The following is a 26,541-nucleotide window of genomic DNA, read 5'->3' as shown; positions in this document are numbered from 1 at the left end:
CGCCACGGTGTTGAGGCGTGCCGTGGTGGTGCCGTCTTTCGCCTGTTCACCGGCTTCACCTGTGGCCCGGCCGACGCCGGCCTGCACGAGGGCCCGTAAGCGGGCGCGATCGCGGATCCTCCTGAGCTGATCGCGAAGACAAGGGCCCGCTGGCCGCCCCAGCCGTGGCGGCGGTCCCGCAACGCCGGGAGCGATCCGGGATCACGCCGTCACCGCCGTCACTCTGCGGACAGCCTTCGCAGCCCTCCGCATGCAGGCCACCGTGGAAACACCGCTGACCGGCGGAAACGTGTTTCGATGACATGACGGCGACGCGCGTCGAGTCGACTGCCGCCGTCGGGTTGTGCTACCGTTTTTGGCGTTGCAGTTGTGGTACCCATGAACCTATGTGCGCCTGACAGGAATGTTCATCCTTCGGGCGCATTATTTGTTTCCGGCATCTCCGGATGGGGCCTCTGCCTACAGAAGGAGAAGATCATGGCACAGGGAACCGTGAAGTGGTTCAACGCCGAAAAGGGTTTCGGCTTCATCCAGCAGGACGGCGGCGGCCCCGACGTCTTCGCCCACTACTCGAACATCGCGACGCAGGGCTTCCGTGAGCTCCAGGAGGGCCAGCGGGTCTCCTTCGACGTCACGCAGGGCCAGAAGGGCCCGCAGGCGGAGAACATCGTCCCCGCCTGATCGCCGGACGCGTATCCGCCACCGGGGTCCGCACCGCCAGGGTGCGGACCCCGGTTCGTGCTGTTTCCAGAAGGGCAATACTCGCATGTCCCGCAGGCCCCAGAAGCCGACCCGACGCACCTCCTCGCCCCCCTCGCCCGACTCGTCGCCGAGGGAGTTCCGCATGCCGGAAAGCACGACACCCGCGCTTCCCGCCGTCGAGGACTTCGCCGGTCTGGACATGCCCGCAGGGCTGCTGAAGACTCTCACCGCGCAGGGTCTGAGCACCCCCTTCCCCATTCAGGCCGCCACGCTGCCCAACTCCCTCGCCGGCCGTGACCTGCTGGCACGGGGGCGCACCGGCTCCGGCAAGACCCTCGCGTTCGGGCTGGCGCTCCTGGCCCGCACGGCCGGGCTGCGCGCGGAGCCGAAGGCACCCCTCGCCCTTGTCCTGGTCCCCACCCGTGAACTCGCCCAGCAGGTGGCGGACGCGCTGACGCCCTACGCCACGGCGGTGAACCTCCGGCTGGCCACCGTGGTCGGCGGGCTGTCCATCACGAAGCAGGCCAGCACGCTCCGGCGCGGCGCCGAGGTGCTCGTGGCGAGCCCCGGCAGGCTCAACGACCTCGTGGAACGCGGGGACTGCGTACTCGACAGCGTGCGCATCACGGTGCTGGACGAAGCCGACCAGATGACCGACATGGGCTTCCTGCCGCAGATCACCAAGCTGATCCAGCAGGTACGGCCCGACGGGCAGCGCATGCTCTTCTCCGCCACCCTGGACCGCAACATCGACCGTCTGGTGCAGCGGTTCCTGACCGACCCCGTCGTCCACTCCGTGGACCCGTCCGCGGGGGCGGTGACCACCATGGAGCACCACGTGCTCCACGTCCTGAACGAGACCGACAAGAAGGCCGTCACCACGCGCATCGCGGCCCGTGACGGCCGGGTCATCCTCTTCCTCGACACCAAGCGATCGGCTGACCGGCTCGCCAAGCGGCTCCTGGCCGTCGGTGTCCGCGCCGCGGCACTGCACGGAGGCCGCTCCCAGCCGCAGCGGAACCGGACCCTGGACCAGTTCAAGAACGGTCAGGTCACCGCGTTGGTGGCGACGAACGTCGCGGCCCGGGGCATACACATCGACGATCTCGACCTCGTCGTGAACGTCGATCCCCCCACCGACCACAAGGACTACCTCCACCGGGGCGGCCGCACCGCCCGCGCGGGCGGCTCCGGCAGCGTGGTCACCCTGGTCCTGCCCGACCAGAAGCGAGACGTCACCCGGCTCATGTCGGACGCGGGGATCCGCCCCAGGACGGCCCGCGTCACGTCCGGTGACGCGGAACTGGCCACCATCACCGGTGCCCGCGAGCCTTCCGGTGTGGCGATCACCATCGAGGTTCCCCGGCAGGCGACACCGACGACGTCCCGTCCGAGCCGGAAGACCGACGCCGAGCCCGGCAGGCGATCCGGCCGCCGACGCCGAAACGGCGGCGGCAGGTCCGAGAACGCCGCAGGTGCCGCCACCGGGACAGGGACAGGGGCACGGGGCTCGGGCCGCCGGACCGGCTCCGGCGCGGCAGCGCCCGACAGCTCCTCCGCGGCCGGCGGGCGTGGTGCTCGCCGCCGGGTGGTATCCGAGGGAGCCAAGAGGGGCGCGGCGGGCACCCCGAACGGCGCCGCCACCGGCAAGGTCGCCCGCGGATCGGGCCGACCGACGACGTCCACGGCGAAAGCGCCGACGAGGAAGCCCTCGCGGACGGCGAAGTAACCCTCAGCGCGGCTCAGGGCTCCTGGAGGCATCGGCCTCCAGGAGCCCTGAGCCGCCGATGGCGGGGTACGCGGCAGACGCCCGGTCTTCCCGGCGACCGCATCGAGAATGTGCTCGATGGAGTCCGGCCGCCGGGCGACCGGCTCTGTCGCTGATCGTGTGACGCGGCGAGATGTGTCGCACCGGCTGAGCGGACGAGCGGACCACCGCGACGTGGAACCCAGAGGGCCGGCCTCAGCCGATTGACATCTCACGTGCGTCAATGGGGCGGATCCCGGTGTTGGTGCTGGACCCCGCATCCCTGTCAGGCTGAGAGCCGAGTTCGACGGCACGCTCGGGTTGAGATCGATGCGGGCAGCCGGCGCGTCCCGTCCGATGGAGGAAGCCCGTGGATGTCCGCAGCACGAAAGACGGTTTGGTTCGAGGCCGTCGGCCGGCCCCCGATGTCGTGGCGTTCCTCGGTATTCCCTATGCTGCCGTGCCGTTCGGGGTCAACCGGTTCAGAGAGCCGCGTCCGGTGCAGGCGTGGGAGGGTGTCCGTGAGTGCCGGGACTTCGGACCGGTAGCCCCGCAGTCGGCGCAGCTTCCCGGGGCGCCGTCGTGGTCGCCCGGCGACGAGGACATCCTCACGCTCAACGTCTGGGCTCCGGCATCCGACAGTGGCCCGTTGCCGGTGCTGGTCTGGATCCATGGTGGTGCCTACACCTTCGGCTCTTCCGCGCAGCCCGACTTCGACGGCACCGCCCTGGCTGGTGCCGGGCTGGTCATGGTGACGTTCAACTACCGGCTTGGTTTTGAGGGCTTCGGTCACATACCGCCCGGCGCGGAGCCGCCGTACCCGGAGAACCGGGGGTTGCTCGACCAGATCGCCGCGTTGCAGTGGGTGCGCGAGAACATCGCCGCCTTCGGTGGCGATCCGGCCAATGTCACGGTAGCGGGGCAGTCCTCCGGGGCGACCTCGGCCGCCTGCCTGATGGTGATGGAACGGGCGCGCGGGCTGTTCCGCCGCGTCATCGCCCACAGCGCCGTCGGCCCTTGCTACTCGAGGGAGCTCGCGGTTGAGACCACCCGGAGGGTTGCCGTGGCGGCCGGTATCCCCGCCACGTCCGCGCACCTGACGTCCGCGACCCCGCACGAACTGGTCATGGCCTCCGATCGGGTCGTCGAGAGCTACCGGCAGGATTCGGGTTCCGGGCCCCGCCACTACAACCCCGTGATCTACGGTCCGGTCGTCGACGGAGACATCCTGCCCGGCGACCCCCTGTCCGCGACGGCCGCCGGAGCCTCAGAGGCGGTGGACCTCCTGGTGTCCCACACCACCGAGGAGTACTGGCTGATGGACGCCGTCGGCAGCGGTGCGAAGGTCACCACCGACGAACAACTGGCCGACTTCGTACGGCACTTCCGCCTCCCCGCTGACCTGGTGCCGGGCTACCGGGCGCTGATGCCCGACGCCCCTGTCCTCGACGTCCATCTTGCGATCTTCGGCGACCTGCTGTTCAGCGAGTACAGCAACCGGCTCGCGGAGCGGCACGCCCAAGCCGGTGGCCGAGCCTTCACCTCCCGCTTCGCCCGCCACCGTAAGGGCCCCGAGGGAGTGGTACGCGCCTGGCACTGCGCTGACATCCCCTTCGCCTTCGGCAACCTCGCCCTCGACAGTGCCGAGTTCCTCATCGGAGGCCCACCCAGTACCGCAGACCATGAGCTGTCCCGGCGCATGATGGGAGCCTGGGTCAGCTTCGCCACCACGGGTGATCCCGGTTGGTCACCCCTCGACGGCCCGACGTCGACCTCCCAGGTCTGGGACACGGCGGACAGCCCTGCCGGGGCCCAGAACACCGCGGCCCGTGCCCTGTGGCGCCAAGCGGACTTCTCACCCCTTCGCCCCTGATCCGAGACCGGTGATCCGAGACCAGGACCCCTGGCCACGGCCGTCCCCCCGGCAGTGTCAGGGTTGGAGCCTTGTCACGCGGGCGCCGTGGACAGGAGGGCGGGCCAGTCCTGGGCGACGGCCCAGTCGGTGAAGGTGTGCCAGCCGACTTCGGGGTAGTCGCGGCGCAGCCCGGTGACGTCGACGTCGAGGCCGGTGGTGGTGAAGTACTCGAACATGGCTGCCAGGTCGGCCGACCGGGTCCGGACGTAGGTCAGGGGGACCTCCTCATGGGCGACCTGGCGGCCGATGGCGGCTGCGAGGATGTCCGCCATCTGACCGGGGGTGCGCTCGTCGGAGGCGATGTCGATGCGGCGGCCGGCGAACTCGTCACGGCGCTGGAGAACCAGCGCGGCGAACGCGCCGATGTCCGAGGCGGGGATGAGCGTGAGGGGCCGGTCGGCGGGCATGGGCCAGGCGAAGGTGCCGTCGCGCAGCCCGTCGAGGGTCCAGCCGCTGGCGTAGTTGTCCATGAACGCCGCTGGGGCGATCACTGTCCAGGGCACCCCGGCTGCCCGGAGGTGCTGCTCGATCAGGTGCTTGCTCTCGTAATGCGGGATGCCGGTGCCCCGGTCCGCGTGGGCGGCGGAGGTGAACACGATGTGCCCGAGACGGGCCTCTACCGCGGCATCGACGAGGGCCTTGCCCTGCCGGACCTCGGTGGCGATGTCGGTGCCGAACGGGGTGGTGACCGCGAAGAGGGAGTCCGCTCCGGGGAGAGCGGCCTCAAGCGAGGGGCGGTCGTCGAAGTCGGCGTGGCGCACCTCGGCACCGAGGCCGCGCAGGGCGTCGGCGGCGGGGGAGTCGGGGTGGCGGGTGAGCGCGCGCACCCGGTTCCCGGCTGTCAGCAGGGCACGGGCGGTGGCCCCACCCTGGGCGCCGGTGGCTCCGGTGACGGCGACGGTGAGCATGGGTCCTCCTGAAAGGTACTATCGCTGTGTTACGCATTAACTGCGTCACGCAGAAGACTAGAGGAGATTGCTGCGCCGCGCAGCGATGTGGAGTGTGATCCAGATGACAGACTCACGCCGGGCCCGGCTGTACGAGGAGTTGTCCAGGGAGTCCCGCCGCTACCTGGCGGCCTATGTGCTGTTCAACCAGGCCATCGCCGACCACCTCGGACTGCACCCCACCGACGTGCAGTGTCTGAGCCTGCTGACAGCGGAGCCCGGGCCGCTCACGGTCAAGCAGATCGCCGACATGACGGGCCTGACCACGGGCTCGGCCACACGACTGGTCGACCGGCTCGAACGGGGCGGCTACGTGCACCGCGCCCCCGACCCACAGGACCGCCGTCGCGTGCTGGTCAGCCCGGTGCCGGATCGCATCGCCCGTGTCACCGCGGTGTGGGACGACCTCGGCCAGGCGTGGCAGGCGCTCCTCGACGACCACACCGAGGACGAACTCGAGGTGATCACCCGCCACATGCGACGGGCACACGACCTCAGCCACGCCCAGATGCGACACCTGCGGTCCCGGCCGAAGCCGGACTGAGCCCCGGAGACGCCACCCGCGAAGCAATGCACGTGCCCCGTCGACATCACGGTCCCCCTGGGGGCGACCGTGTGCCGGCGGGGCACGTGCCTGCCGTGCTCTGCGGCTACCCGGCGCGCAGTCGTTTGACCAGTCCGGCGCCGAGGTCGGCCAGCAGGAAGCCGGCCAGGGTGACGCCGAGTACGGGAAGCGCCCAGCCGAGCGCGACCACGGCCGGAACGCCGAGGATCAGCACCGGCAGCGGGATGCGGCGCCAGGCGCCGCGTGCCGGAGCCTTGCCGAAGGGCGCGGCGCGGTCCGCGCGGGTGGGGCGGCGCTGCCACCACATGCGGTAGCCCCAGAAGGTGATCAGCATGAGGCCGATCGCGGTGGCCGCGAGGACGATCTGGTTGAGGATGCCGAAGAGGGCGCCCATGTGTCCTTGGACGCCGAGCTTGGTGAGCTTGGCGGGCAGCGGGTAGTCCGCCCATCGGGTGTGCGCGGTGACCTCGCCCTTGGCCGTGTCGACCGCGACGCGGTCGTAGTGGACGGGCCAGAGGTTGTCCTTCTGCGCCACCGTCCACGCGCTGGACGGGTCGGCGGGCGGGGTGACCTCGACGGTTCCGCCGAGCCCGGCCTGCCGGGCCACCCTGAGGGCCGCGTCGAAGCCCGAGGGATCGGCATCGGCCTGCTTCTCGGTGTGGGCCGCACCGTGGCCCGCGTGGCCGGCGTGGCCGGCGTGCGTGTCTTCGGCGGGAGGGGTCGCGCCGGGCAGTCGGGTGTCGAGCTCCGGGGCGTGGCCCTGGACGGCGTCGAGGGCCTGGCCGAACCGCTCACCGGCGTACTTCGACCAGGTCAGGCCGGTGGCGCTGAGGAAGAGCAGGCCGAGCGCGAGCCAGAGGCCGGTGGTGGCATGCCAGCCGCGGGTGCGCCGCACGCCGCGTGCCGACCGGTCGGGGAGCAGCGCCCCTCGCAGGGAGCGGGCGCGCTGGCCGCGGCTGCGGCCGAGCCACAGGACGAGTCCGCCGGCTACGACCACCCACAACCAGCTTGCCGCGACCTCCGAGTACAGCCGCCCCGTCTCGCCGAGGTGGAGGTTGCGGTGCAGGTCGTCGAGCCATGTCCGCACAGGTGTCGAGCCCCACCAGGTGGTGAGCTCGCCGCGGACGTCGGCGGTGTAGGGGTCGACGAAGACGGTGCGCTGTTTGTCACCCAGTCCCGGGACCGACAGCACCACACGGGTGGTGTCCTCGGGTTCCGACGGGGTGACGACGGAGGCCAAGGTGCCCTCGGGGTGTGCCTCGCGGGCGGCGGCGATCTGCTCGGCCAGCGGCCGCGGTGCCTCGCCCACCGCCTCGACGGTGAGTTTGTCGCCGTAGAGAAGCTGGTCGAGCTGGGGCGCGAGGGTGTAGAGCAGGCCGGTGAAGGCGGCCACGAAGAGGAAGGGGGCGACGAACACCCCGGCGTAGAAGTGCAGGCGGACCAGCAGGGCGCGGACGCCCTGCCAGGAACGTCCGGGGGCGGGGTCCTGCCCACCGGACGGCAGGTCGAGGTGTGGTCTTCGTGTGCTTCGGTCAGTGGTTGTGGACATGCGTGGTGATCCTCAGGTGCTGCGCGCCGCGACGGCGGCGCGTGCTGCGATGACGGGAGGGGGTGAGCCCGCCCCCGGTGGGGCGGGTGTCGTGATCGCGGGGTCAACGGGCGATCAGACCGTCATCGGCACGGGAGGTCCGCGCAGCGGCAGGCTGCGGACCAGCAGCACACCGAAGGGCAGAGGCAGGTCGCGAGCCGCGAGCGGCGACCGTGGCGGTGTGGGGACCACCGCCACCTCGGGGTCGACGCGGCGGAGGCCGGAGAACAGCAGGGACACCAGGCGGCGCAGTACGCGTTCGCCGTAGACCAGGCACACGGCGGTCCCGAGGGTGGCCAGCGCGTGGCCCGCGGTCATCGCGACGGGCATCGAGTGCGCGGCGGCCCCGGCGGTCTCGACACCACGGCCGGTCGCGTTCGCCAGTCCCGGACGGCCGAGGTCCGGCGCCGCGAGCCAGTCGAGCTGCCCGGACGGGCGGTGGGCGGGCGCCAGGTGCGCCAAGGTGTGATGCGGACCCGACGGGCCGGCCTTGCCCGGTCCATGGCCCCCGTGGGCGACGTGCCCGCCGGGGCGGGCAGACGACAGGATGTGCAAGACGAGGTGCAGTGCGAACTGCACCCCGCCGACCATCAGCACACTGACGTCGAACCGTGGCCGCCGCACGCCGAAGGCCGCCGTCCCCATCACGGTCAGCACGGTGAGAACGACCAGCAGCGCGCCGACGCCGGGAAGGTGCCCACCGGCCGCTCCGTGCCCCGCCACGGCGAGCAACAGGCAGACGCAGGCGCAGAGCAGGCCCCTACGGGCCCGACTCAGCCAGCTTCCGGGTTCACGCACCGGCATAACGTACAGTCGAATTCCAGCCACTTCTGAAACCGGCCATCTGACACGCCGCAGGCCGGCAGACGCGCCATCTCGCCCTTTCCGCACAGTCGTTGAACCGTTACCGTGCGGCCGCCATGTGAAGATCATCTCAATGCGGCACTCGCCGAGTGTCTGAAATCACGCCAGAATGAACTCGTCCTTTCGTGGTATTAGTGAACATTCAAGGGCGATTGGGGTGCTGTCGAGGCGCAGGAGAGGGGCCTCGCCTGGGGCTGGAATGCGCGCCTGCCCCTCGATCAGGGCATCGGCCTCACGGATGCCGATGTGACCCGCGCCGTGCTCCGACCGAATATCCAGACCGTCGTCGCGAACATGCCCGCGCGGCAGCCAGGGGAGCGTCAGGTGCCGGACCGAGGTTCCGGCCGTGGAGTCCGGCGCGCCCGCCGGCCGAGCCTCGCCGCTCGACCAGCAGGGATGATGGTGTGGTGATATCCCTGGACAGACGTCTCATAGGTAGCTGGTTCGGCCCCGTCGTCAACGTGATGGAGTCGACCGACATCGTGTTCCTGGCCAACGGGTGGGGCTGGAGCAGGCTGGACAGTGTCAGCGGAATGTTGGCCATCTCCCGGTTCCGTTGGTCCTGCCCATCTGAAGGAGTACTGCGGCTTCGCTACGCCTGGCTGATCAGCGGGCAGGCCGACGCGCGGGACGGATTCCAGGCCATCGACCATAACGAGCCGACAGACGAGATCATCGAGACCGGGTACCGGATCACCCGTCAGCCGCCTCCGTTCTCGCAGGAGATGGAGACGGCTCTCCTGGTGGACCAGGGGATCGACTACGAGAACACCTTCTATCGCGGGAAAGGGATCCTCACCGCTGACGATGACCCTTCGGCCGCGTTGGTCCCCTACCCGCCCGCGCCCCGCCCCGGACCTCCTGGCCTCTGGCGTGCCTCATAGAAGACGTCGATCACGTCACGTATCTGGTCGTGCCCGGCCACGGTGGACCCTTTGGGGCCGACGGCACCGCGCCGCGCTGAGGATCGTCGACGACGGCCGCTCGCCGACGTCGCAGCGTGCCGGCGGGTGCGGGAGTTGCACGTGCACTTGCATGTAGACACTGTCTACTGCGTCTGGTAGACAGTGTCTATGGAGAGTGAGAGTTCCCTGCGGGAACGGTTGATCGACGTCGGCGTGGAGCTCGTGCTGGCCGAGGGTTCCGCGTCCCTGGGGCTGCGCGAGATCGCCCGTAGGGCCGGGGTGTCGCACGGGGCGCCTCGCCGGCACTTCCCCACGCACCACGCCCTGCTGTCCGCGATCGCCCGTCGCGGCTTCGAGGACCTCGCGGCCCGGGTCGGTGCCGCGATCGCCGACACGACGTCGCCGCGGGCGCAGTTGCAGGCCGTCGCGCGGGTGTACGTCGGGTACGCGCTGGAGCGCCGCGGCATGTTCGAGCTGATGTTCCGGCACGACCTGCTCGACAGTGAGCAGCACGCGTCGGGCGAGCGGCGACTGCGGGAGTCGACGATCCCGCTGTTCGAGCGCATCGTCGCCCTCGTCGCCCGGTGCGGGGAGGACCAGGACGACACCACGCGGCGGCGGTCCAGCGGGCCGGACGCGACCCCGCCGCCGGCGGTGACGGCCGCCGCCCTGTGGTCCAACCTGCACGGCGTCGCCCAACTGTGGGCATGGGGCAGCCTGCAGCTCGCCCTCGACGCCACCCAGCCGGCCGGTACGCTTCGTGGCGACCCACTCGATCGCATCGTCGCGGCGGTTCTGGACGCCCACCTGGGCCCGGTGAACTCGTGACCGTGCCCGCACGGGCCCCCAGCTGGCGACGCTCGCGCTGCCGCCACCGACGTACCCGGCGAACGAGCTCGACACGCCGATTGCCATCCGTATCCATGCGATCGACGTGGCCGCCGGAGCCGGTCCACCACTCGGGCGTGGCCTGGGCGGGCACGGAGGATGGCGCGCCGTGCGCTGAATCAACGTTCCCCTCGCGCTCCTGATCGCCGCGCTCACCCTCGCCGTCCGGCCACCGCCGGAACGCACCGGCTCGCAGCGCCTCGACCCACGGGCGCAGCCCCGCTCGCGACCGCGCTCGCGGCGCTGGTCCACACCCTGACCGGCATACCGGCACACGGCTGGACGGCCGTCGCCGACACGACTCGGACTCGACGTCGACGCCGTCCTCGCAGACGTGACACGAACGCCGCACCAGCACCCGATCGTGCCGCGTGCCATGACGCGGTCCCTACCGGTGACGGCACCGACGGCGCTTCTGCCGGTCACCGCCGCCGGCCTGTTCGGCGTGCTGCTCACGGCGACGTTCCACCTCCAAGACGGAGCCGCCTCGGCCTCTTCGCCGGCAACGTGCGCGTCGTTCCACCGACCGTGGGACCGTGCTCACGGTCCTCGACGCCATGCCGCCGGCACCGCACCGCGACCACCGGCACGGCCCTCGTCGTCATCGGTACCGCGGGGCTGGACCGGCCCGATCCGACCAGCGCGGGATCGCCATGGGCGCGACCTTCGCCGTGCGCGGCGCGGGGTTCGCCGCGGTGACGGTCACCGCCACCGGGACCGTCGGCGGCGACGCGCCGCCCGGATGCGTCGGGATCGTCGCCGGCTCAAACAGACCACCGTGAATATCGGCCCGACCCTCGCCATCGCCGCCGGCACGACCGCCGCATCCGCCGTCGGATCCCTGCGACGTCCAGCCTCGTGACGGTTCCCACTTCGCCCCGCGGCGCGAGACCCGGCACGACAGACCCGGCACCGACACCCCTTACGGCATGAAGAGCAGGTGACATGAGTCCCGACCACGTAGCCGACGACCGTATCGAGGCGGCCGTCGGGGGCACCGACTACGACACCTCGGAGATGCTGCGCCAGGTGTTCCTGCGCGCCCTGTCCGCACCACGCCTGGAAGACCGGCATCGCTTGCGACCGGTCACCGACCAAAGGACTGCCTGATGCAGATAGCCATCCTGCTCTACGACCGCTTCACCGCGCTGGACGCCGTCGGCCCCTACGAGATCCTGGGCCGCGTGCCGGGTGTCGAGGTCGTCTTCACCGCCGCGCGGCCCGGTTCGGTCCGCACCGATCTGGGCAACCTCACGCTCACCGCGGACCGGCCGCTGTCCGACGTCACCTCACCCGACATCCTGCTGGTGCCCGGTGGACCGGGCACCGCCGATGTGTTGGGCGACCGCGTCCTCCTCGACTGGCTCCGCACCGCGGATGCCGCCACCACATGGACCACCTCCGTCTGCTCGGGTTCCCTCCTGCTGGCGGCAGCAGGTCTGCTGAACGGGCGCCGCGCCGCCTCGCACTGGATCGCCCTCGACCACCTCGCGGACCTGGGCGCCGTACCCAGCAGGGAGCATGTCGTCTTCGACGGCAAGTACGCGACTGCCGCCGGCGTCTCCGCCGGCATCGACCTGGCCCTCCAACTCGCCGGCCGCATCGCCGGAGACGAGGTCGCCCAGGCCGTCCAACTCGTTGTCGAGTACGCCCCTCAGCCGCCCTATGACGCGGGCTCCGTCTCCACTGCCCCGCCCGAACTGGTCGCCTCCCTGCGGGCCAGCAACCTCGTCGTACAGGCGGGAACGGGCCTGATGCCCCATGCCTGAGACGATGACGTGCGGGACTGCCCCGGCGCGGGTCGGTCTTCTCCGTGGGGCCGCTCCCTCCTGGAATCCGAGATCGGTTGTCAGTGGTGGGTGAGAAGATCGGAGCATCCAGTCGGAGAAGGGGGAGCGGCCATGTCCGGAAACCAGAACTACATCAATCACGTTGCTCTTGTGTTGGATGCCAGTTCGTCCATGTCACACCTGAGCCGCAAGGTGATCGAGGTAGCCGACCAGCAGATTGCGTATCTGGCGCGGCGGTCGGAGGAACTGGACCAGGAAACCCGCGTTACGGTGTACGTCTTCGCCCAGGAGGTGGAGTGCGTCATCTACGACAAGGACGTGCTGCGAATGCCGTCCCTGAAGCATCTGTACCGGGTCGGTGGAATGACGGCTCTGCTGGCGGCCACGTTGAAATCGCAGCGGGAGCTGGCGCAGACGGCTCAACTGTACGGTGACCACAGCTTTCTCACGTTCGTGCTGACCGACGGGCAGGAGAACGCGAGTCATCGCTGCGCGGATGCCCCCACCAGGGACCCGCGTGAGCTGGTGCAGGCCGTGGCCGACATGTTCCAGACCCAGGAGGACAACTGGACGCTGGCGGTCCTTGTGCCGGACCAGATGGGCAAGCGCGAGGCCATGCAGTGTGGTTTCCCGAAGGACAACATCGCCATATGGGACGCCACGAGCACCCAGGGTCTGGAGGAGGCCGGACAGGTCATCCAGCAGGCCACCGAGAAATTCATGGTGGGCCGCACCCAGGGAATCCGGGGATCGCGAGCGGTGTTCTCGATGGGCGCGGAGGCGGTCAACAAGGACACCATCAAGGCGGCTGGTCTCACTCCGGCCAATCCGTCGGAATACCAGCTGATTCCGGTGGCTCGCGAAGCGGCGATACGCGAGTGGGTTGTCGAGTGCGGGCACACATACCGTACCGGTTGTGCGTTCTATCAGCTGAGTAAGTCGGAGAAGATCCAGGCGCGGAAGCAGATCGCGGTGCTGGAGAAGAAGACGGATCGGGTGTACACGGGCCCGGAGGCCCGAGCCCTGCTCGGCCTGCCGGACGTGGAAGTTCGCGTCAAGCCGGACCACAACGACGACTTCACGATCTTCGTGCAGAGCACCAGTGTGAACCGAAAGCTGGTGCCGAACACCCGACTTCTGCTGATGACCTGACGCCGCGCAAGCCCCGCCGATCCGCTTGTGCGCTCTTCGACCTCGCACACCCGACATCCGGGCAGGCGATGGACGACGGAAGGGCCACTGCCGGAGGACGCCCTCATGAGAAGAGGGCGTCCTCCTGGTGATGGAGGACCTTGCGATCGCCGTCAATGGTCTCCTTGGCAACGCCAGAGCTCGCCTGCCAGCAGCGGCGCGAGATAGCTCCACGAGGTGGAGCCGTCCGGGGTGGTTCCGCTGGCGACCACCGAGGCGATCGTCTTGGGCTTCATGGGCCACCACGCTGCCGCGTCGTGCTCGTAGTCCATCCGGGCCCTCAGCCACGCGCCATCAGCCTTCCGTCTCGGAATATCCGGTCGTGGAAGTGGGTGTGATCCTGATAGGACACGGCCATGGGTGCTGAAGCGCCGACACCGATGGACCGTCTGCTGGCGGAGCGAGCCATCAGACCCTGCGATTCAGCGTGCGGCCTTTGGCGGACGGCTACTTGACTGAGAGGTCCTGACATGGCCAGTAAGTTCACCGAGCTTGCGATCGACTGTGCCGATCCCCACGGTCTCGCCCGGTTCTGGTGCTCGGTCCTCGACTATGAGGTGCAGGACGAAGGCGATGGACTCGTCACCATTGGATCCCCCGTGGTGCCTGAAGGCAGGAACCGCCTCGGCCCGGTGCCGCCGACGTTGACCTTCGCGCGCGTCCCCGAGGGCAAGACCGTCAAGAACAGGCTCCACCTCGACGTCAACCCGACTGACAGGGAGCAAGACGAAGAGGTCCGTCGCCTGCTGGAGCTGGGTGCCCGATACGCCGACGTCGGCCAAGGCGATGAGAGCTGGGTCGTACTCGCCGACCCAGAGGGGAACGAGTTCTGTGTCCTTGCCGGCCGTCACCCCTGATCGGAGGCCGCGCACCGCGCCAGACCTCCTCATGCCTGGCGAATTGCTGCCGAGATCGGCTCAATGAGTGGCTTTCTCGGATCCGGACCGGCGTGCTACAGCAACGTTCCGAACCAGCCCTGTATCCCTTGGACGCCATGTGAGGCGTGGGAAGGCTGGACACGATGGTTGAGCGAAGGAAATTCCTCATGGCCGGTGCCATGGGCGGCGCGGCCGTGCTTCCCCAGAGTGTTCTGGGAGTGCGGGCATACGCGTCGCCGGCTCACGGGACAGGGTCTGCGGACACCCCGGTGCCGCAGACTCCTCCGCTGGAGAAGTACGTCGACCCGTTGCCCCGGCCGCTGACAGCCATCCCGGATCCTTCCGTCTATCCAGGCGCCGACTACTACGAGATCACCATGCGGCAGGGCTCGTGGCGCTTCCACCGCGATCTCGGGCCGGCAACCGTGTGGGGTTACTGGGCTGAGAACCCGCACGATCCTCACCAGGCCATCGGCATGGGCTACCTCGGGCCCACCCTCAGCGTGACCAAGGACCATCCGACGGTCGTCAAGTACCGCAATGAATTGCCGACCACCCACCTGTTCCAGTTCGTGATCGACGCCATCCGCAACGGTGACCCCCAGCTCACCCCGATCGCTCCGCCTCCCTACAAGAGCGAACCGCCTTTCCCCCCGAATATCAACGTGTGGAACGTGGTGCACCAGCATGGCGGTTTCACGGCACCACAGTCCGACGGCATGCCGCTGCAGTCGTTCAGCCCGGACGGCTTCCATGCCGACTCCTACACCACCCTCGACCCGAGCCGGGTCAAACCCAACGAAGCGATCTGCGGCTACACCAACCACGAGCGTGCGTCCATGCTCTGGTATCACGATCACGGCATGGGGATGACCAGCCTCAACGTCTATGCGGGGCTTGCCGGTCTCTATCTCGTTCGCGACCCCGCCGACGAGCGGCTCGGCCTGCCGCGAGGCGAATTCGAGGTCCCCCTCATCCTGCAGGACCGGACCTTCCAGCGGGACGGCTCGCTCGCCTACACCATGACCCAGAGGGAAGGCGAGGACACCCCGGTCGTCAACGGCAAGGCGTACCCTTTCCTGGCCGTCGAGCCGCGGCGCTACCGGCTGCGCATTCTCAACGCCTCCAACGAGCGTTTCTGGCGGCTGAGGTTCGATGTTCCCAGGGAGGTACTGCCTCAACCCACACTGCCGTTCTGGCTGATCGGCACCGACGGAGGTCTCCGTGCTCCGTTGCGCATGCTGAACTTCCTGATCTCGCCGGCCGAGCGGTACGAGCTGATCGTCGACTTCAGCCAGATGCCCATGGGTACGAACGTCATATTGACGAACTACAACGCACCGGTCCACTACCCCGGCGGCGGCGGACCCGAAATCTCGGGCGTCATGCAATTCCAGGTCACCAAAAGATTGTCCGGGGGCGCGGACGGGACGACGCCGCCCGAGAAACTCAAGCTGCCGGCGGTCGCACCCATCGAGCCCAAACCGCACATCCGTCGGCGGGAATGGGTCCTGTACCAGCACGAGCTCTTCGGTACCATGACGTTCAACGCGGTACCGTTCATGGAGCCGTCCCAGGACTTCATCAAGGCGGGCTCGACCGAGATCTGGGAGTACATCAATCCCAACCACGACGCCCACCCGATGCATGTCCACCTCGTCAACTTCCAGGTGCTGAACAGACAGCCGATCGACGCGGCCGGTTACCAGGCGGACTACGAAAAGTGGATTGACGGTGGCCGCAAACCGGAGGACAGGCCGGTGTTGGCGAACTATCTCACCGGGCCCCCGATTCCGCCGGACCCGGACGAAGCGCGGTCCCACAAGGACACGGTCAAGTCCTATCCGGAGACGGTGACCAGAATCATCATCGATGAATTCAGCCCGCCGATGGATATGATCGCGTCGATTCCCGGAAGCGGCACCGAGCTCCCGGCGACGTACCTCCACCACTGCCACATTCTCGAACACGAAGACGACGACCTGATGCGCCCGTGGACGATCGTGGGCGACGGCGACGGCGACGGCGGTGGCGGTGGCGGCGGTGGCCACGGCCACTGACCGGCGACGGCAGCCAGGGCGAGGCCCATCTGCGGAGCAGCACCCGCCTCCGGCTCAACGGCCCGTCCGTCGCCGTGGACGAGTCTGGTCTCCGGGGACGGTTCCGGGACTGGTCTCAGGGGATCGTCCACAGGCGGACGGTGTCCTTCGAGGAGAAGCCGGTGCCACTGCCCAGACCCGCCGCGAGCATCTTGCCGTCCGGGCTGAACGCCACCGCCTCAAGGGAGTTGGGACAGGTGAAGGTGGCGGTGGACTTCCCCGAGGCCGTGTCCCACAGCCGCACGGTCCCGTCCCTGCCCGCGCCGGCCAGGGTACGGCCGCTCGGGTGGAACGCGAGCGCGTTGACCGTGCCCTTGTGGCCCTTGAGGGTGACCACCTCCTGACGGGTCGCGGCGTTCCACAGACGGACCGTGCCGTCCAGCTGCCCGAGGGCCAGGATCTGGCCGTCCGGGCTGAACACCGCGGCCTGGTGGGAGGTGTACTCGTCGACGGTGGCCAGGACCCGGCAGGACGGCAGCTCCCGCAGCCTCACGGGGTACGCGGTGACCAGCAGCCTGCCGTCCGGGCTGATCGCCAACGGCCCGCTGTACCGGCCCTTGTGCACGTCGCGCTTCCGGCCGGAGGCCGTGTCCCACACGTACAGGCCCTCCGAGAGGCTCGCGACGATGGTCCCGCCGTCCGGGCTGAGGGTCAGCGAGTGGACGAAGCCCTCCTGGGCCTTGCCCGTCGGGGGCCCGTGGAAGGTCCTCACCATGCGGCCCGAGGCCACGTCCCACAGGAGGACCTTGTTCTTCTCCGCCCTGACCAGGAGCCTGCGGTCCGGGCTGAACTGGACGGGCTGGATGTACTCGGGGATGCCGATGTGCGTACTGGTGCCCCGTCGGGTGGTGACGTCCCAGCGCCAGACGGTGCCGCCGTCGCCGGCGGCGAACAGCGTCTTGGCGTCCGGGCTGAAGGCAAGGGTCCGGGCCCCGGACAGGCCGTTGAGCACCACCCCGTCCGCCGCGCCGCCCGGAGAGGTATCCGACCTGACAACGGGGTCGTCCGAGCCGTCGCCCTTCGCCCGCAGGAGCAGCGGGACCCCGACGGCCGTGCCCGCGGCGGCCGCCAGCCCGCCGACGATGAGCGCGCGGCGTGACACCCGGCCCGTGCGCGCGGCGGGCGCGGTCGGGACCGCCCGTCCGGGGACGTCGGCGGGCGGATACGGCATGGTCGGCGGGGCGGGCGGCGGCTGCCCCGGGCCGGGAGCCAGGAGCAGCGTCCGCTCCGGGGCCGCCGCGGGCCCTGCCCGCTCCGGGCCGGCCACGCCCGTCGTCGGCCCCGCCGCAGCCGGAAGCGTCACCTCCTCCGGCTCGGCGGGCTCAGGTCTTGCGGGCTCCGGCCCGGCAGGCCGGACGGCCACACCATCCGACGGCAGGCCCGCGAACCGGGCCGGGAGCTCGGTGACGAGCGGCCGCTCCGCGGGGTCCTTGGCCAGGCACCCGGCCAGCGGGCCGCGCAGATCCTCGTCGAGGCCGTCCAGCACCGGTGGCTCGTCCAGGATCCGCTCGACGACCTCCAGCAGGTCGGGGGCGTCGAACGGGCTGTGGCCGGTGGCGGCGAAGACAAGAACCGAGCCGAGGGAGAAGACGTCGCTGGCCGGTCCGGCCCGGTCGGCGCGGATCTGCTCCGGCGACATATAGGCGTAGGTGCCCATGACCGTCCCGGTCGCCGTGAGCGAACTGGCGTCCACGGCACGGGCGATGCCGAAGTCGATGATGCGCGGGCCGTCGTCGGCGAGGATGACGTTGCCGGGCTTCAGATCCCGGTGCACCAGGCCGCAGCGGTGGATGGCGGCCAGCCCCTCGGCCAGCCCGGCACCCAGGCGCATCACGGCATCGGTGGTGAGAGGTCCCTGCGAGGCGACCACCTGCTGGAGGGTCGGACCGGCGACGAACGCCGTGACCAGCCAGGGGGATTCCGCCTCGGAGTCGGCGTCGACGACCTGGGCGGTGTGGAAGCCGCCCACCCTGCGCGCCGCGTCGATCTCGCGGGCGAAGCGCGTCCGGAACTGCGGGGTGGCCGCCAGCTCCGGTCGGATCACCTTCACCGCGACCTTCCGGCCGCCCGGCGACGTACCGAGGAAGACCTGCCCCATGCCACCCGCGCCCAGCCGGCCCTCCAGCCGGTAGGGGCCTATCCAGCGAGGGTCGTCGGGCTGTAACGCGTCCATCGATACCGTCCGGTTGAGGAGTGAAGAGTCGAGTAGGGGACCAGGGGTCAGGGACCAGGGGTCAGGGGTCAGGGGTCAGGGGCCAGGGGGTGTGGGGCGTCCGTTAGGCCAGCTTCCACAGCTGGATCGAGGTGTCGGACTCCTTCGACGCGGCGGCCAGGTTGAGCCCGGCCGCCAGGGTCGTGCCGTCCGGGCTGAACGCCAGCGCCGAGACCGATGTGGTGAGGTCGGACTTCGGCATGACGCCGGTCAGGGTGGTGGCGAGACGCCCGGTCGACGGGGCCCAGAGGCTGACGGTCTTGCCGGTGGTGTCGCTGGGCTTCGGCTCGACGTTGCCCCCGGCGCCCGCGATCAACGCCTTTCCGGTCCGCCCCGGCTTCCCCGGACGGTACGCCGCCGCGACGATGTACGGGTGGCGGTCGGTGAGCGTCGCGGTGAGACGTCCGGTGTCCAGGTCCCACACCCGTACGCCGGGGCCGGCGGCGGCGAGGGTCCTGCCGTCCGGGCTGAACATCACCGAGGAGTAGTTCTTCTTCCGGCCGGCGGCGAAGGTCCTGACGAGGCGGCCGGTGTCGGCGGACCACAGCCGCACTCCGTCCCTGTCGATGTCGGACGCCACACTGGCCAGGGTCCGCCCGTCCGGACTGAACGCCAGCCCCTGGATGCTCCCGGTGTGACCGTCGAGGGTGGCGGCGGGGCGGCCGGTCGACGCCTCCACGAGCTGCAACCCGGCGCTGTCACGGCCCACGGCGAGCGTCGTGCCGTCCGGGCTGATCGCCAGGGCGGTGACACCGTCGAACTGACCGGTGTACGTGGCGATGACGCCCATCGGCGCGCCGGTGCGCACGTTCCAGCGCCGCAGGGTCTGGTCGAGGCTGCCGGTGAACAGCGTCCTACCGTCCGGGCTGTAGACCAGCGTCAGGATCGTCGAGGTGTGGCCCGTGAACGTGGTGACCGTACGGCCGGAGGTGACGTCCCAGAGCCGCACCGTGTTGTCCATGCTGCCGCTGGCCAGGGTCCGGCCGTCCGGGCCGAAGGCGAGGCACTCGATGTGGCTGGTGTGGCCGGCGAGCCGAGCGACCGGCTTGGTGGGATCCTTGGTGACGCCCTTGGCGGAGCTCTTGCCGGGTAAGGCGACGGGGCCGCCCTTCGACGTGGCCTTCTTGGACCGGGAGTCCGGCCAGAGCAGGAACGCGGGGACGGAGACCGCGGCCGCGGCGGCGGCCGCGATCCCGCCGATGAGCAGGCCGCGCCGCGCCGTTGGCCTGGCCGGCTGGTCGGCGGGGCGGGTGTCCGCCCCGGTGCCCCCGGTGCCCCCGGTGCCCCCGGTGACCGAGAGCCGGCGCAGGATGTCGGCGCCGGCCGGGCGCCCGGCGGGGTCCTTGGCCAGGCAGGCGTCGATCAGGGCACGCAGACCGCCGCCGTCCACCAGGCCGTCCAGCCGGGGTGGTTCGCTGGTGACCCGGTGGATGATCGCCGGGACGGTCGAGGCGTCGAACGGGCTGCGGCCGGTCGCCGCGAACGCCAGGACCGAGCCGAGGGAGAACACGTCGCCGGCGGGCGTCACCGGGGCGGATCGTATCTGCTCCGGCGACATGTAGGCGTACGTCCCGATGATCGCGCCCGGGCGGGTCAACGGCCCGGCATGGAGCGCGTGGGCGACGCCGAAGTCGATGATGCGCGGGCCGTCGTCGGCGAGGATGACGTTGCCGGGCTTCAGGTCCCGGTGCACCAGCCCGCAGTCGTGGATGGCGGCCAGCCCCTCGGCGAGTCCCGCGCCGAGGCGTAGCACGACATCGGGGGCGAGCGGGCCGCGCTCGGTGACGACCTGCTGGAGCGTGGGACCCGGGATGAACTCGGTGACCAGCCAGGGAGGCGCGGCCTCGGGGTCGGCGTCGACGACCTGGGCGGTGTGGAAGCCGCCGACGCGTCGCGCCGCGTCGATCTCGCGGGTGAAGCGCGTCCGGAACTGCGGGGTGGCCGCCAGCTCCGGCCGGATGACCTTCACCGCGACCTTCCGGCCGCCCGGCGACGTACCGAGGAAGACCTGCCCCATGCCACCCGCGCCCAGCCGGCCTTCCAGCCGGTACGGACCGACGCGCTGGGGGTCAGAGGGGCCTAGCGGCTCCACCATGCGCTACTCGAATCTGCCGGGGTCTGCGGGGTCACGCACGGCATTGAACCATGATCCCGTGAGGCGGGACGGCGAGATCGCGATCCCTGTCCACGGGGCGGCCGTCGGACACGGGGCGTGACGGGGCGGGGCCTCGGCCTACGAGCCACGGGCGCGGACGCGCCGAGCCGGTGATGGGGCGTCAGCCGCTAGCGCGGGCGCCGGCAGCCGATCGACAACGCGTCAGACCCTCCCTCCACCGCCCCGCCCGGAAGGGGCCACGTGAGCGTACGTGCCGCGTCGTACGGCACGCTCGCGGCCGCCTCGGCGAAGGCGCGGGCCATGGCCGCGCGCCGGCGCCCCTCTTCCACGTCGGGGAGGCGGAGACTGGCGACCCCCTCGGCATGCTCGGCGCTCTGCGCGATGGTCTCGGAAACGGTCGCCTCGCCGTCACGCCGCGTCAGAACCACCGACTCCTGCGAGCGCGGCTCGTAGAGGGCGCCCCCATCCCCCTCCAGGTGGTCCAGGAGTGCCGTCAGGGCACCCGCGGCGAAGCCGTGCACCGGGGAGCGGCAGGTCCGAGGCCGGCTCCGCCCGGCCGGTGCCCGCGCGCTCCGGGGCGAGGCCGAGGGTGCCGTCCTCGCATACGTCGAAGGCGACAGCGGCCGTCGTGCCGTCGCCCTCGCATCCGGTAGCCCGTGCCCTCGGGCGGCGACACCTCCGGCGGCGCCAACGCCGCCCGTCGACGAGGCCGTCCCCGTCCTCGACTCCCGTCCCGTCGTCCCCGTCCCGGCGGACCGAGACGCAGGGGAACGTCAACGGTGAGGCGTCGAGGGTGAGGGACGGCATCGGCTCTCCCGAAGCGGGGCGGAACGGTGCGTCGGAAAGCGGCTCAGAGCGGTGTGGTGCCATGGACCTCCAGCCGCGGCACGAGCTCGAGCCGGGTCGGCTCCCCGGCCGGTCGCAGCGGCACCCCGGTGATCCGCTCCCACCGCAGCAGCCGCTGGTCCCAGCCCGCCGACAGCAGCTCGGACTCGTTCCGCGTCACCGTCATGGCCCAGACCGCGGCCTTGTGGGCGGGCAGCACCGCACCGATGAGCTGCCCCGTCCGGTCCCAGCGGTGCAGGGTCCCGTTCGAACACGCCGCCGTGACCTCGCCGTCCCCGGTGAGCAGCAGGCACCGCACCGGCGCCCCCGTCACGAGCGGCGGCCCGACGGGCCCGCCCGAACCGCGGTCCCACCGGCGCACGGTGCCGTCGATGCCGCCGGAGGCGAAGTCCCGCCCGTCGGGGCCGACCGCGAGCGCCTGCACCGGCCCGTCGTGTCCGCGCAGCGGCTCGCCGAGTGGTGTGCCGGCCGTACGGTTCCAGCGTCGTACGGTGCCGTCCTGGCCGGCCGTGACGACCACGTCCTCGTCAGGGGTGAGGCCCACCGCCCGCACCGCTCCGAAATGTCCGCGCAGCGGCTCGCCGAGCGGGCTGCCGGTCGTCCGCTCCCAGCGGCCGACCGTGCCGTCCCGGGACGCGGTGAGCAGCTCGTGGGCGTCGCGGGTTCGGGCCAGGCCGAGGACGGGGCCTCGGTGCGCCGTGAAGCGCTCGCCCACGGAGCCGCCGGTCAGCCAGTCCCAGCGCCCCACCGTGCCGTCCGCGCCCCCGGTGACGACCTCCCGGTCGTCGGGGGTCAGCACCATGCCCCAGACGGTCCGGTCGTGCAGCTGCACCGGACCGGCCAGGCGTAGCCCGGTCAGCCGGTTCCATCGGAACATCTGTCCGTACCCGTCCATCGCGACGATCTCCGTCTCGTCGGCGGTCAGGGCGATCACCGTCAGCTCCGCCTTGGTGTCGATCCCGACCGCCTCGACCCCGATCGCCTCGATCCCGGCCGTCTCGACCCCGCCCGCGTCGGTACGGCCCCGTCCCGGGCGATGGCGCGGGCGGCCCCGCCCCGCGTTCACCGCGCCCCCCTCGGCGGTACGGCTCCGTCGAACGCGAGGGCGCTGGACGCCTCACCCCGCCCGGCGCGCACCCGCCGGCCCACCCACTGGAAGACCCGGCCGACAGGTCCTCCACCCAGCCGTACGCGCCCAGGTGGACTCCGCCCGCCAACTGCGGTCCCGCTCGCCGGCTGCGGTCCTGCCCGTCGACGGCGGTCCGCCCGCCGCTGGAGCGTCTGGCTCCGCATCGCCTCGGCGACGGCCTCCCGACCTCCAGCGCTCCCGCGTCGGCTCGCCGATCGACTCCAGGGCCGAGAAGCTCTCCTCGTTGAAGCGAAGACCCCTCGGCGCCAGCCAGTCCAGCTGGGCCGGCGAGTATGCGGTCACCAGGCGCCGAGCTGCCATCCATGCCCAGGTCATCGCGGGACGGGACGTGGTGCTCTATGCGATGCCGCCGTTGCTCATCAGCAGCTGACCGTTGATCCATTCACCTTTCCGGGAGCACAGGAAGTCCACGAGGTGGGCGGTGTCCTGCGGCGTGCCCAGACGGCCGAGCGGGGTGCTGCGGACGCAGTGCTCGCGGATCTCCTCGGACATCCACCCGGTGTCGACCGGTCCGGGGTTGATCACGTTGGCGGTCACGCCGAGATGGGCGAGTTCGCGCGCGGCGGCCAGGGTGATGCGGTCCAGAGCCCCCTTGCTCGCCCCATAGGGCAGGTTGCCGACGGTGTGATCGCTGGTGAGGCTGATGATCCGGCCGGTTCCGGGGGTTGCGGCGAAGCGGCGTCCGAACTCGCGGATGAGCAGCCAGGTGGCGCGCGCGTTGACGGCGAAGTGCCGGTCGAAACTCTCGACGGTGGTGTCGAGCAAACCGGAGTCGACCGACTCGCAGTGGCACATCACCAGCGCGGTGACATCGCCCAGTCGTTGTTGGACCTCGTCGAAGACGCGTGCCGGGGTCTCCGGGTCGGCGAGATCCGCCTCGACCGCCGCGGTGGACGCACCGTGTGCGGCCAGGGCTTGGCTGATCGCTTCGGTCGCGCCGGGCTCTCTGCCCCAGGTCATGCGGTCGTCGTAGCGGGTCCAGTAGGTGAAGGCGACGTCCCAGCCCGACGCGGCCAGCCGGCGAGCGATGCCGGCGCCGATACCGACGGTGCGGCCCGCACCTGTTACCAGAACGATCGGGCGGCCCGTGGGAGGAGTCCGGCGGGGGGTGGTCTGGTCCTGATCGGTACTCGACGTCACGGTCTGGGATCGTCTAGGACCGGCGCCGAAGCGTCAAGTTCCCCCCAGCGGCAGGACCCGCAGGAGCCGGCTCGCGCCAGGGTGCCGCGGTGGACCAGGTTCAACGAGGGCCGAGAGCGCCGCACCGGCCCGCTCGGGGGCGAGGCGTGCGGCGCCTCCCGAGCTGAGCCCGAGCACCTGGCGGGTGCTGCGCCAGAACGGACTCACTCGCCGTGTCGTGGCCGCTGGCATTGCGAGCTTTCAAGAGGCAGCGTCTGTCCATGGGCGGGCGTCAGTCGGCGATCGACGGTGGCCTGAATCCGGCCGGCCACGGACGCAGCGATGAGTTTGCCCGGACCGGGGAGTCTCATCATCGTTATTGCCAACGCAGGAGGAACACATGGCTCAGCTACTGAGAGTCCAGAACTTCAACGTCTCAAGTGACGGCATCGGTGCCGGTGAGGACCAGAGCCTTGAGCGTCCGTTCGGCCACGTCCATCCCGAGAGGCTGTTCGCCTGGGCCGGCGCCACGGCGAGCTGGCCCATGCGCACCGATCCCGGGGGGAGCCGGGGCCTCGATGACTACTTCACGCGAGACTACGCGCGCAACATCGGTGCCGAGATCATGGGCCGCAACAAGTTCGGGCCCCAGCGCGGGCCCTGGCACGACCACGAGTGGCGCGGCTGGTGGGGTGACGAGCCCCCGTTCCATACCCCGGTCTTCGTCATGACTCACCACAGGCGTCCTTCGTTCACCCTCTCCGACACCACGTTCCACTTCGTCGACGGAGACCCGGCCACGGTCCTGGAGCTGGCGCGGGAGGCGGCGCAGGGCAAGGACGTCCGACTCGGCGGCGGGGTGACCACGATCCGGCAGTTCCTCGACGCGGACCTCGTCGACACCATGCACGTGGCGGTCTCGCCGCTGAAGCTCGGGTCCGGACTACGACTCTGGGAGTCCCCCGATGAGCTGCTCGACCGGTTCCACCTGGAGGTCGTCCCCAGCCCGAGCGGCGTGACGCACCATCTGTTCTGGCGAAAGTAACCGGCTCTCAGGGCAGCCCCAGCCGGTGTTCCGTCTCCCGGGGCTGCCCTGAAGCGGGGCGCCGAGTCACGCCTCGGACGGTCCCGGCCGTGCACGACGCCGTGGCGGGGCGGCCGCGCCGCCCCGCCCGAGCACGGCGGAGGAGGCTCGCGCCGGTCTGCGGCGTACGCGTCGTGCGCCCGCCTCCCTTGGTGACCGAGACGAAGCCATCCCCTCTGCGGAACCAGCGGAACCACGGGAACCCGTGGAACTACTAGTGACTTCGGCCCGTCGCGGAGGCGAAGCCGAGCCAGGTGTGGCGGTTGCCCCACCAGCACCAGCCGACCTTCGGGGCATTGCGCCGCTCGCGGCCGTCCCGCCCGGTGCCGTTGCTGATCCAGATCGCCGGAGTACGGGCGTCCAGGGCACCGTTGGCCTTGCGCAGCCGGGAGCCGATGGTCATGAAGCAGTGGTTACGCTCCAGGACGGCCGGCTGTTGGAGCACCCAGTGGATGCCCTCGGTGAGCAGCAGCGGGGTGCGGTCCTGCTGGGCGAGGGCGGGCAGCGCCTCCTCCGGGCTCCAGTTGGCCATGTGGTCGCCACGATCGACGTCGGTGACGAGATAGAGAGGGGCGTCGGGGACCTCCACCGTGTAGGGGTCGAAGCGGTCGACGTCGGGCATGTCGGTGACGACGAAGCCGGGCTTGCCGTCGTGCCGGAGCAGCGGTGCGAGGGCGGAGGCGGGGGCGCGGTCCGGGTGGACGGCGAGCAGGGCGTCGCCGTCATGGCTCCCGGCCTTCGCCGCGAAGGCGCGCAGCTGGTCGGCAGGTATCCCCGCGAGCTCGTGCACCCCGAGCTCGATCAGGTGTTCTGCCTGGGCGGCGAGCGACGGGAGAGGGGTCACGGTGGCGGAGGACGAGGTATCGGGCAAGGTACTCCTCGCATCGCGGTTAAGGGGTAGACCCAAGATCAAACGCGGTGGTCCGTCGGAATGTTCCCGGCGCGGCGGCGCCGCGACAGACGAAGTACCCCGACAGGAGCTGTGTCTGCTCAGGCGTCGGTCGCGGCGGATGTCGTGGAGGGGCCTTCGGTGAAGTCGGTCACCAGCTTGACGAAGACGTCTTCCTGCTCGAAGAACATCACGTGGCCCGCGTCGATCTCGGCGTAGCTGCTGCCGCTGATCGCGGCGTGGAGGGCCCGGCTGTGCTCCACCGGGACGGTGATGTCCTGGCTGCCGCCGATCACGAGTGTGGGGGCCTCGATGCGGGGGATCAGGGAGCGGATGTCCACCCGCAGGTCGTAGTCGATATGACGCAGCGTGCCCGGAGTGGGCGGCATGTTGGGGATCAGGGCCTCGAACTGGTCGCGACCTATGGTGTTGAGGAAGCCGCGGCTGAAGCCGGTCATCGCGACGGCGCGGCCGAAGGACGCCGGGTCGCTGGCTCCCAGGTTCTGCCAGAGGGTGAAGAGGCTGGTCAGGTACTCGTCGCTGCCGGTGTGGGCCCAGCCGGCGGCCAGAATCAGCCGCCGAACGAGGTCAGGTCGCAGGGCCGCGACGGTGGCGGCGACGGTGGAGCCCATGGAGAAGCCGAGCAGGTCGACCGGTCCGCCCTCCGTCGCCTCGATGACGGCGATGACCTGGGCGGCGAGTCGTTCGGCCGTCAGCGGAGCACCGTCGTCGACGGTGGTGTCCGTCCCGGACAGGTCGGGGGTGATCACGCTGCGGTGCGGGGTGAACCGGGGAAGCGTCTGCCCCCAGTTGACGGCGGCCCCCGCCGACCCGGTGCCGTGGACCAGGACGAGCGCGGGGCCCGAACCGGTCTGCTCGTAGTGGACCTGAGCGCCGTTGACGGTGACGGTGGCCATGGAGTGCTCCTGCGGGTGTTGTCTGTTGTCGCGGTGGTCGGGGCGTCTGTGCTCCCGGACCAACCGTGCCGCCGCAGCGCCGGGATCGGCAGAGCCCTGTCGATCCAGGGATCGGCAGTCCCTGGTTGA

The 26,541-nt window shown here is 70.6% G+C and carries 24 protein-coding genes; 13 read left to right on the top strand and 11 right to left on the bottom strand.

The window, feature by feature from the left end; translation table 11 throughout:
- Nucleotides 1-477: 477 nt before the first annotated feature.
- The 3 genes from LRS74_RS01055 (at nt 478) to LRS74_RS01045 (ending at nt 4,322) form a co-directional block, all read left to right on the top strand.
- Nucleotides 478-681, top strand: a complete 204-nt coding sequence (locus LRS74_RS01055; protein ID WP_023544341.1) for a cold-shock protein — start codon at nt 478-480, stop codon at nt 679-681.
- 85 nt (nt 682-766) lie between these two features.
- On the top strand, nt 767-2,431 hold the full coding sequence (locus LRS74_RS01050; RefSeq protein WP_277739140.1) for a DEAD/DEAH box helicase: 1,665 nt from the start codon (nt 767-769) through the stop codon (nt 2,429-2,431).
- A 388-nt stretch (nt 2,432-2,819) separates the two neighbouring features.
- On the top strand, nt 2,820-4,322 hold the full coding sequence (locus LRS74_RS01045) for a carboxylesterase family protein (protein WP_277739139.1): 1,503 nt from the start codon (nt 2,820-2,822) through the stop codon (nt 4,320-4,322).
- Nucleotides 4,323-4,396: 74 nt separating this feature from the next.
- Here LRS74_RS01045 and LRS74_RS01040 read toward each other — a convergent pair whose 3' ends face one another.
- Complete coding sequence (locus LRS74_RS01040) at nt 4,397-5,272, bottom strand: NmrA/HSCARG family protein (RefSeq protein ID WP_277739138.1); 876 nt, start codon at nt 5,270-5,272, stop codon at nt 4,397-4,399.
- Nucleotides 5,273-5,375: 103 nt separating this feature from the next.
- On the opposite strand from LRS74_RS01040, the gene LRS74_RS01035 reads away from it, so the two are divergent.
- On the top strand, nt 5,376-5,855 hold the full coding sequence (locus tag LRS74_RS01035) for a MarR family transcriptional regulator (RefSeq protein ID WP_277739137.1): 480 nt from the start codon (nt 5,376-5,378) through the stop codon (nt 5,853-5,855).
- Nucleotides 5,856-5,961: 106 nt separating this feature from the next.
- Here the strand turns inward: LRS74_RS01035 and LRS74_RS01030 are convergent, their stop codons facing one another.
- Together LRS74_RS01030 and LRS74_RS01025 are read right to left on the bottom strand one after the other, a co-directional pair.
- The gene (locus LRS74_RS01030; RefSeq protein WP_277739136.1) at nt 5,962-7,425 is read right to left on the bottom strand and encodes a PepSY domain-containing protein; all 1,464 of its coding nucleotides are present in this window, start codon (nt 7,423-7,425) and stop codon (nt 5,962-5,964) included.
- A 114-nt stretch (nt 7,426-7,539) separates the two neighbouring features.
- Entirely contained in the window at nt 7,540-8,268 is a 729-nt protein-coding gene (locus LRS74_RS01025; protein WP_277739135.1) for a hypothetical protein, read from the bottom strand.
- Nucleotides 8,269-8,735: 467 nt separating this feature from the next.
- On the opposite strand from LRS74_RS01025, the gene LRS74_RS01020 reads away from it, so the two are divergent.
- From LRS74_RS01020 to LRS74_RS00995, 6 genes are all read left to right on the top strand, one after another.
- The gene (locus tag LRS74_RS01020) at nt 8,736-9,212 is read left to right on the top strand and encodes a hypothetical protein (protein WP_277739134.1); all 477 of its coding nucleotides are present in this window, start codon (nt 8,736-8,738) and stop codon (nt 9,210-9,212) included.
- Nucleotides 9,213-9,401: 189 nt separating this feature from the next.
- Nucleotides 9,402-10,061, top strand: coding sequence for a TetR/AcrR family transcriptional regulator (locus LRS74_RS01015; RefSeq protein ID WP_277739133.1), 660 nt, complete (start codon nt 9,402-9,404; stop codon nt 10,059-10,061).
- Nucleotides 10,062-10,657: 596 nt separating this feature from the next.
- Nucleotides 10,658-10,903 carry a hypothetical protein gene (locus tag LRS74_RS01010; RefSeq protein ID WP_277739132.1) on the top strand — a complete coding sequence of 82 codons (246 nt, stop codon included), beginning with the start codon at nt 10,658-10,660 and terminating at the stop codon, nt 10,901-10,903.
- A 163-nt stretch (nt 10,904-11,066) separates the two neighbouring features.
- Nucleotides 11,067-11,231 carry a hypothetical protein gene (locus tag LRS74_RS01005; RefSeq protein ID WP_277739131.1) on the top strand — a complete coding sequence of 55 codons (165 nt, stop codon included), beginning with the start codon at nt 11,067-11,069 and terminating at the stop codon, nt 11,229-11,231.
- Nucleotides 11,231-11,890: a DJ-1/PfpI family protein gene (locus tag LRS74_RS01000; protein WP_277739130.1), complete on the top strand. Its 660-nt coding sequence runs from the start codon at nt 11,231-11,233 to the stop codon at nt 11,888-11,890. The genes LRS74_RS01005 and LRS74_RS01000 overlap by 1 nt, the downstream gene beginning before the upstream one ends.
- A gap of 132 nt (nt 11,891-12,022) precedes the next feature.
- A complete protein-coding gene (locus LRS74_RS00995; protein WP_277739129.1) occupies nt 12,023-13,063 on the top strand; it encodes a vWA domain-containing protein in 1,041 nt (346 codons plus the stop codon).
- A gap of 152 nt (nt 13,064-13,215) precedes the next feature.
- On the opposite strand, the gene LRS74_RS00990 is transcribed toward LRS74_RS00995, so the two are convergent.
- Nucleotides 13,216-13,338 (bottom strand): hypothetical protein, encoded by a 123-nt coding sequence (locus tag LRS74_RS00990; RefSeq protein WP_277739128.1) that lies wholly within the window; start codon nt 13,336-13,338, stop codon nt 13,216-13,218.
- A gap of 234 nt (nt 13,339-13,572) precedes the next feature.
- On the opposite strand from LRS74_RS00990, the gene LRS74_RS00985 reads away from it, so the two are divergent.
- Both LRS74_RS00985 and LRS74_RS00980 read left to right on the top strand, forming a co-directional pair.
- Nucleotides 13,573-13,959, top strand: coding sequence for a VOC family protein (locus LRS74_RS00985; RefSeq protein WP_277739127.1), 387 nt, complete (start codon nt 13,573-13,575; stop codon nt 13,957-13,959).
- 188 nt (nt 13,960-14,147) lie between these two features.
- The gene (locus LRS74_RS00980) at nt 14,148-16,040 is read left to right on the top strand and encodes a multicopper oxidase domain-containing protein (protein ID WP_277739126.1); all 1,893 of its coding nucleotides are present in this window, start codon (nt 14,148-14,150) and stop codon (nt 16,038-16,040) included.
- A 115-nt stretch (nt 16,041-16,155) separates the two neighbouring features.
- Here the strand turns inward: LRS74_RS00980 and LRS74_RS00975 are convergent, their stop codons facing one another.
- The 5 genes from LRS74_RS00975 to LRS74_RS00955 form a co-directional block, all read right to left on the bottom strand.
- Nucleotides 16,156-18,252 (bottom strand): serine/threonine-protein kinase, encoded by a 2,097-nt coding sequence (locus LRS74_RS00975; RefSeq protein ID WP_277739125.1) that lies wholly within the window; start codon nt 18,250-18,252, stop codon nt 16,156-16,158.
- A gap of 103 nt (nt 18,253-18,355) precedes the next feature.
- Complete coding sequence (locus LRS74_RS00970; RefSeq protein WP_277739124.1) at nt 18,356-20,386, bottom strand: serine/threonine-protein kinase; 2,031 nt, start codon at nt 20,384-20,386, stop codon at nt 18,356-18,358.
- 188 nt (nt 20,387-20,574) lie between these two features.
- Nucleotides 20,575-20,928 (bottom strand): hypothetical protein, encoded by a 354-nt coding sequence (locus LRS74_RS00965; protein ID WP_277739123.1) that lies wholly within the window; start codon nt 20,926-20,928, stop codon nt 20,575-20,577.
- Between the two features lie 329 nt (nt 20,929-21,257).
- On the bottom strand, nt 21,258-22,319 hold the full coding sequence (locus LRS74_RS00960; RefSeq protein WP_277739122.1) for a WD40 repeat domain-containing protein: 1,062 nt from the start codon (nt 22,317-22,319) through the stop codon (nt 21,258-21,260).
- Between the two features lie 420 nt (nt 22,320-22,739).
- Complete coding sequence (locus LRS74_RS00955; RefSeq protein WP_277739121.1) at nt 22,740-23,543, bottom strand: SDR family oxidoreductase; 804 nt, start codon at nt 23,541-23,543, stop codon at nt 22,740-22,742.
- Between the two features lie 379 nt (nt 23,544-23,922).
- Between LRS74_RS00955 and LRS74_RS00950 the strand changes: the two genes are divergently transcribed.
- Nucleotides 23,923-24,567 carry a dihydrofolate reductase family protein gene (locus LRS74_RS00950; protein ID WP_277739120.1) on the top strand — a complete coding sequence of 215 codons (645 nt, stop codon included), beginning with the start codon at nt 23,923-23,925 and terminating at the stop codon, nt 24,565-24,567.
- Between the two features lie 253 nt (nt 24,568-24,820).
- On the opposite strand, the gene LRS74_RS00945 is transcribed toward LRS74_RS00950, so the two are convergent.
- Together LRS74_RS00945 and LRS74_RS00940 are read right to left on the bottom strand one after the other, a co-directional pair.
- Complete coding sequence (locus LRS74_RS00945; RefSeq protein WP_277739119.1) at nt 24,821-25,477, bottom strand: DUF5701 family protein; 657 nt, start codon at nt 25,475-25,477, stop codon at nt 24,821-24,823.
- A 119-nt stretch (nt 25,478-25,596) separates the two neighbouring features.
- Nucleotides 25,597-26,412 (bottom strand): alpha/beta hydrolase, encoded by an 816-nt coding sequence (locus LRS74_RS00940; RefSeq protein WP_277739118.1) that lies wholly within the window; start codon nt 26,410-26,412, stop codon nt 25,597-25,599.
- Between the last annotated feature and the right edge of the window lie 129 nt (nt 26,413-26,541).

It is taken from the genome of Streptomyces sp. LX-29 (assembly GCF_029541745.1).
GTDB lineage: Bacteria > Actinomycetota > Actinomycetes > Streptomycetales > Streptomycetaceae > Streptomyces.
The sequence above is the reverse complement of the archived record's forward strand: the minus strand, read 5'-3'. Positions and strand labels throughout refer to the sequence as shown.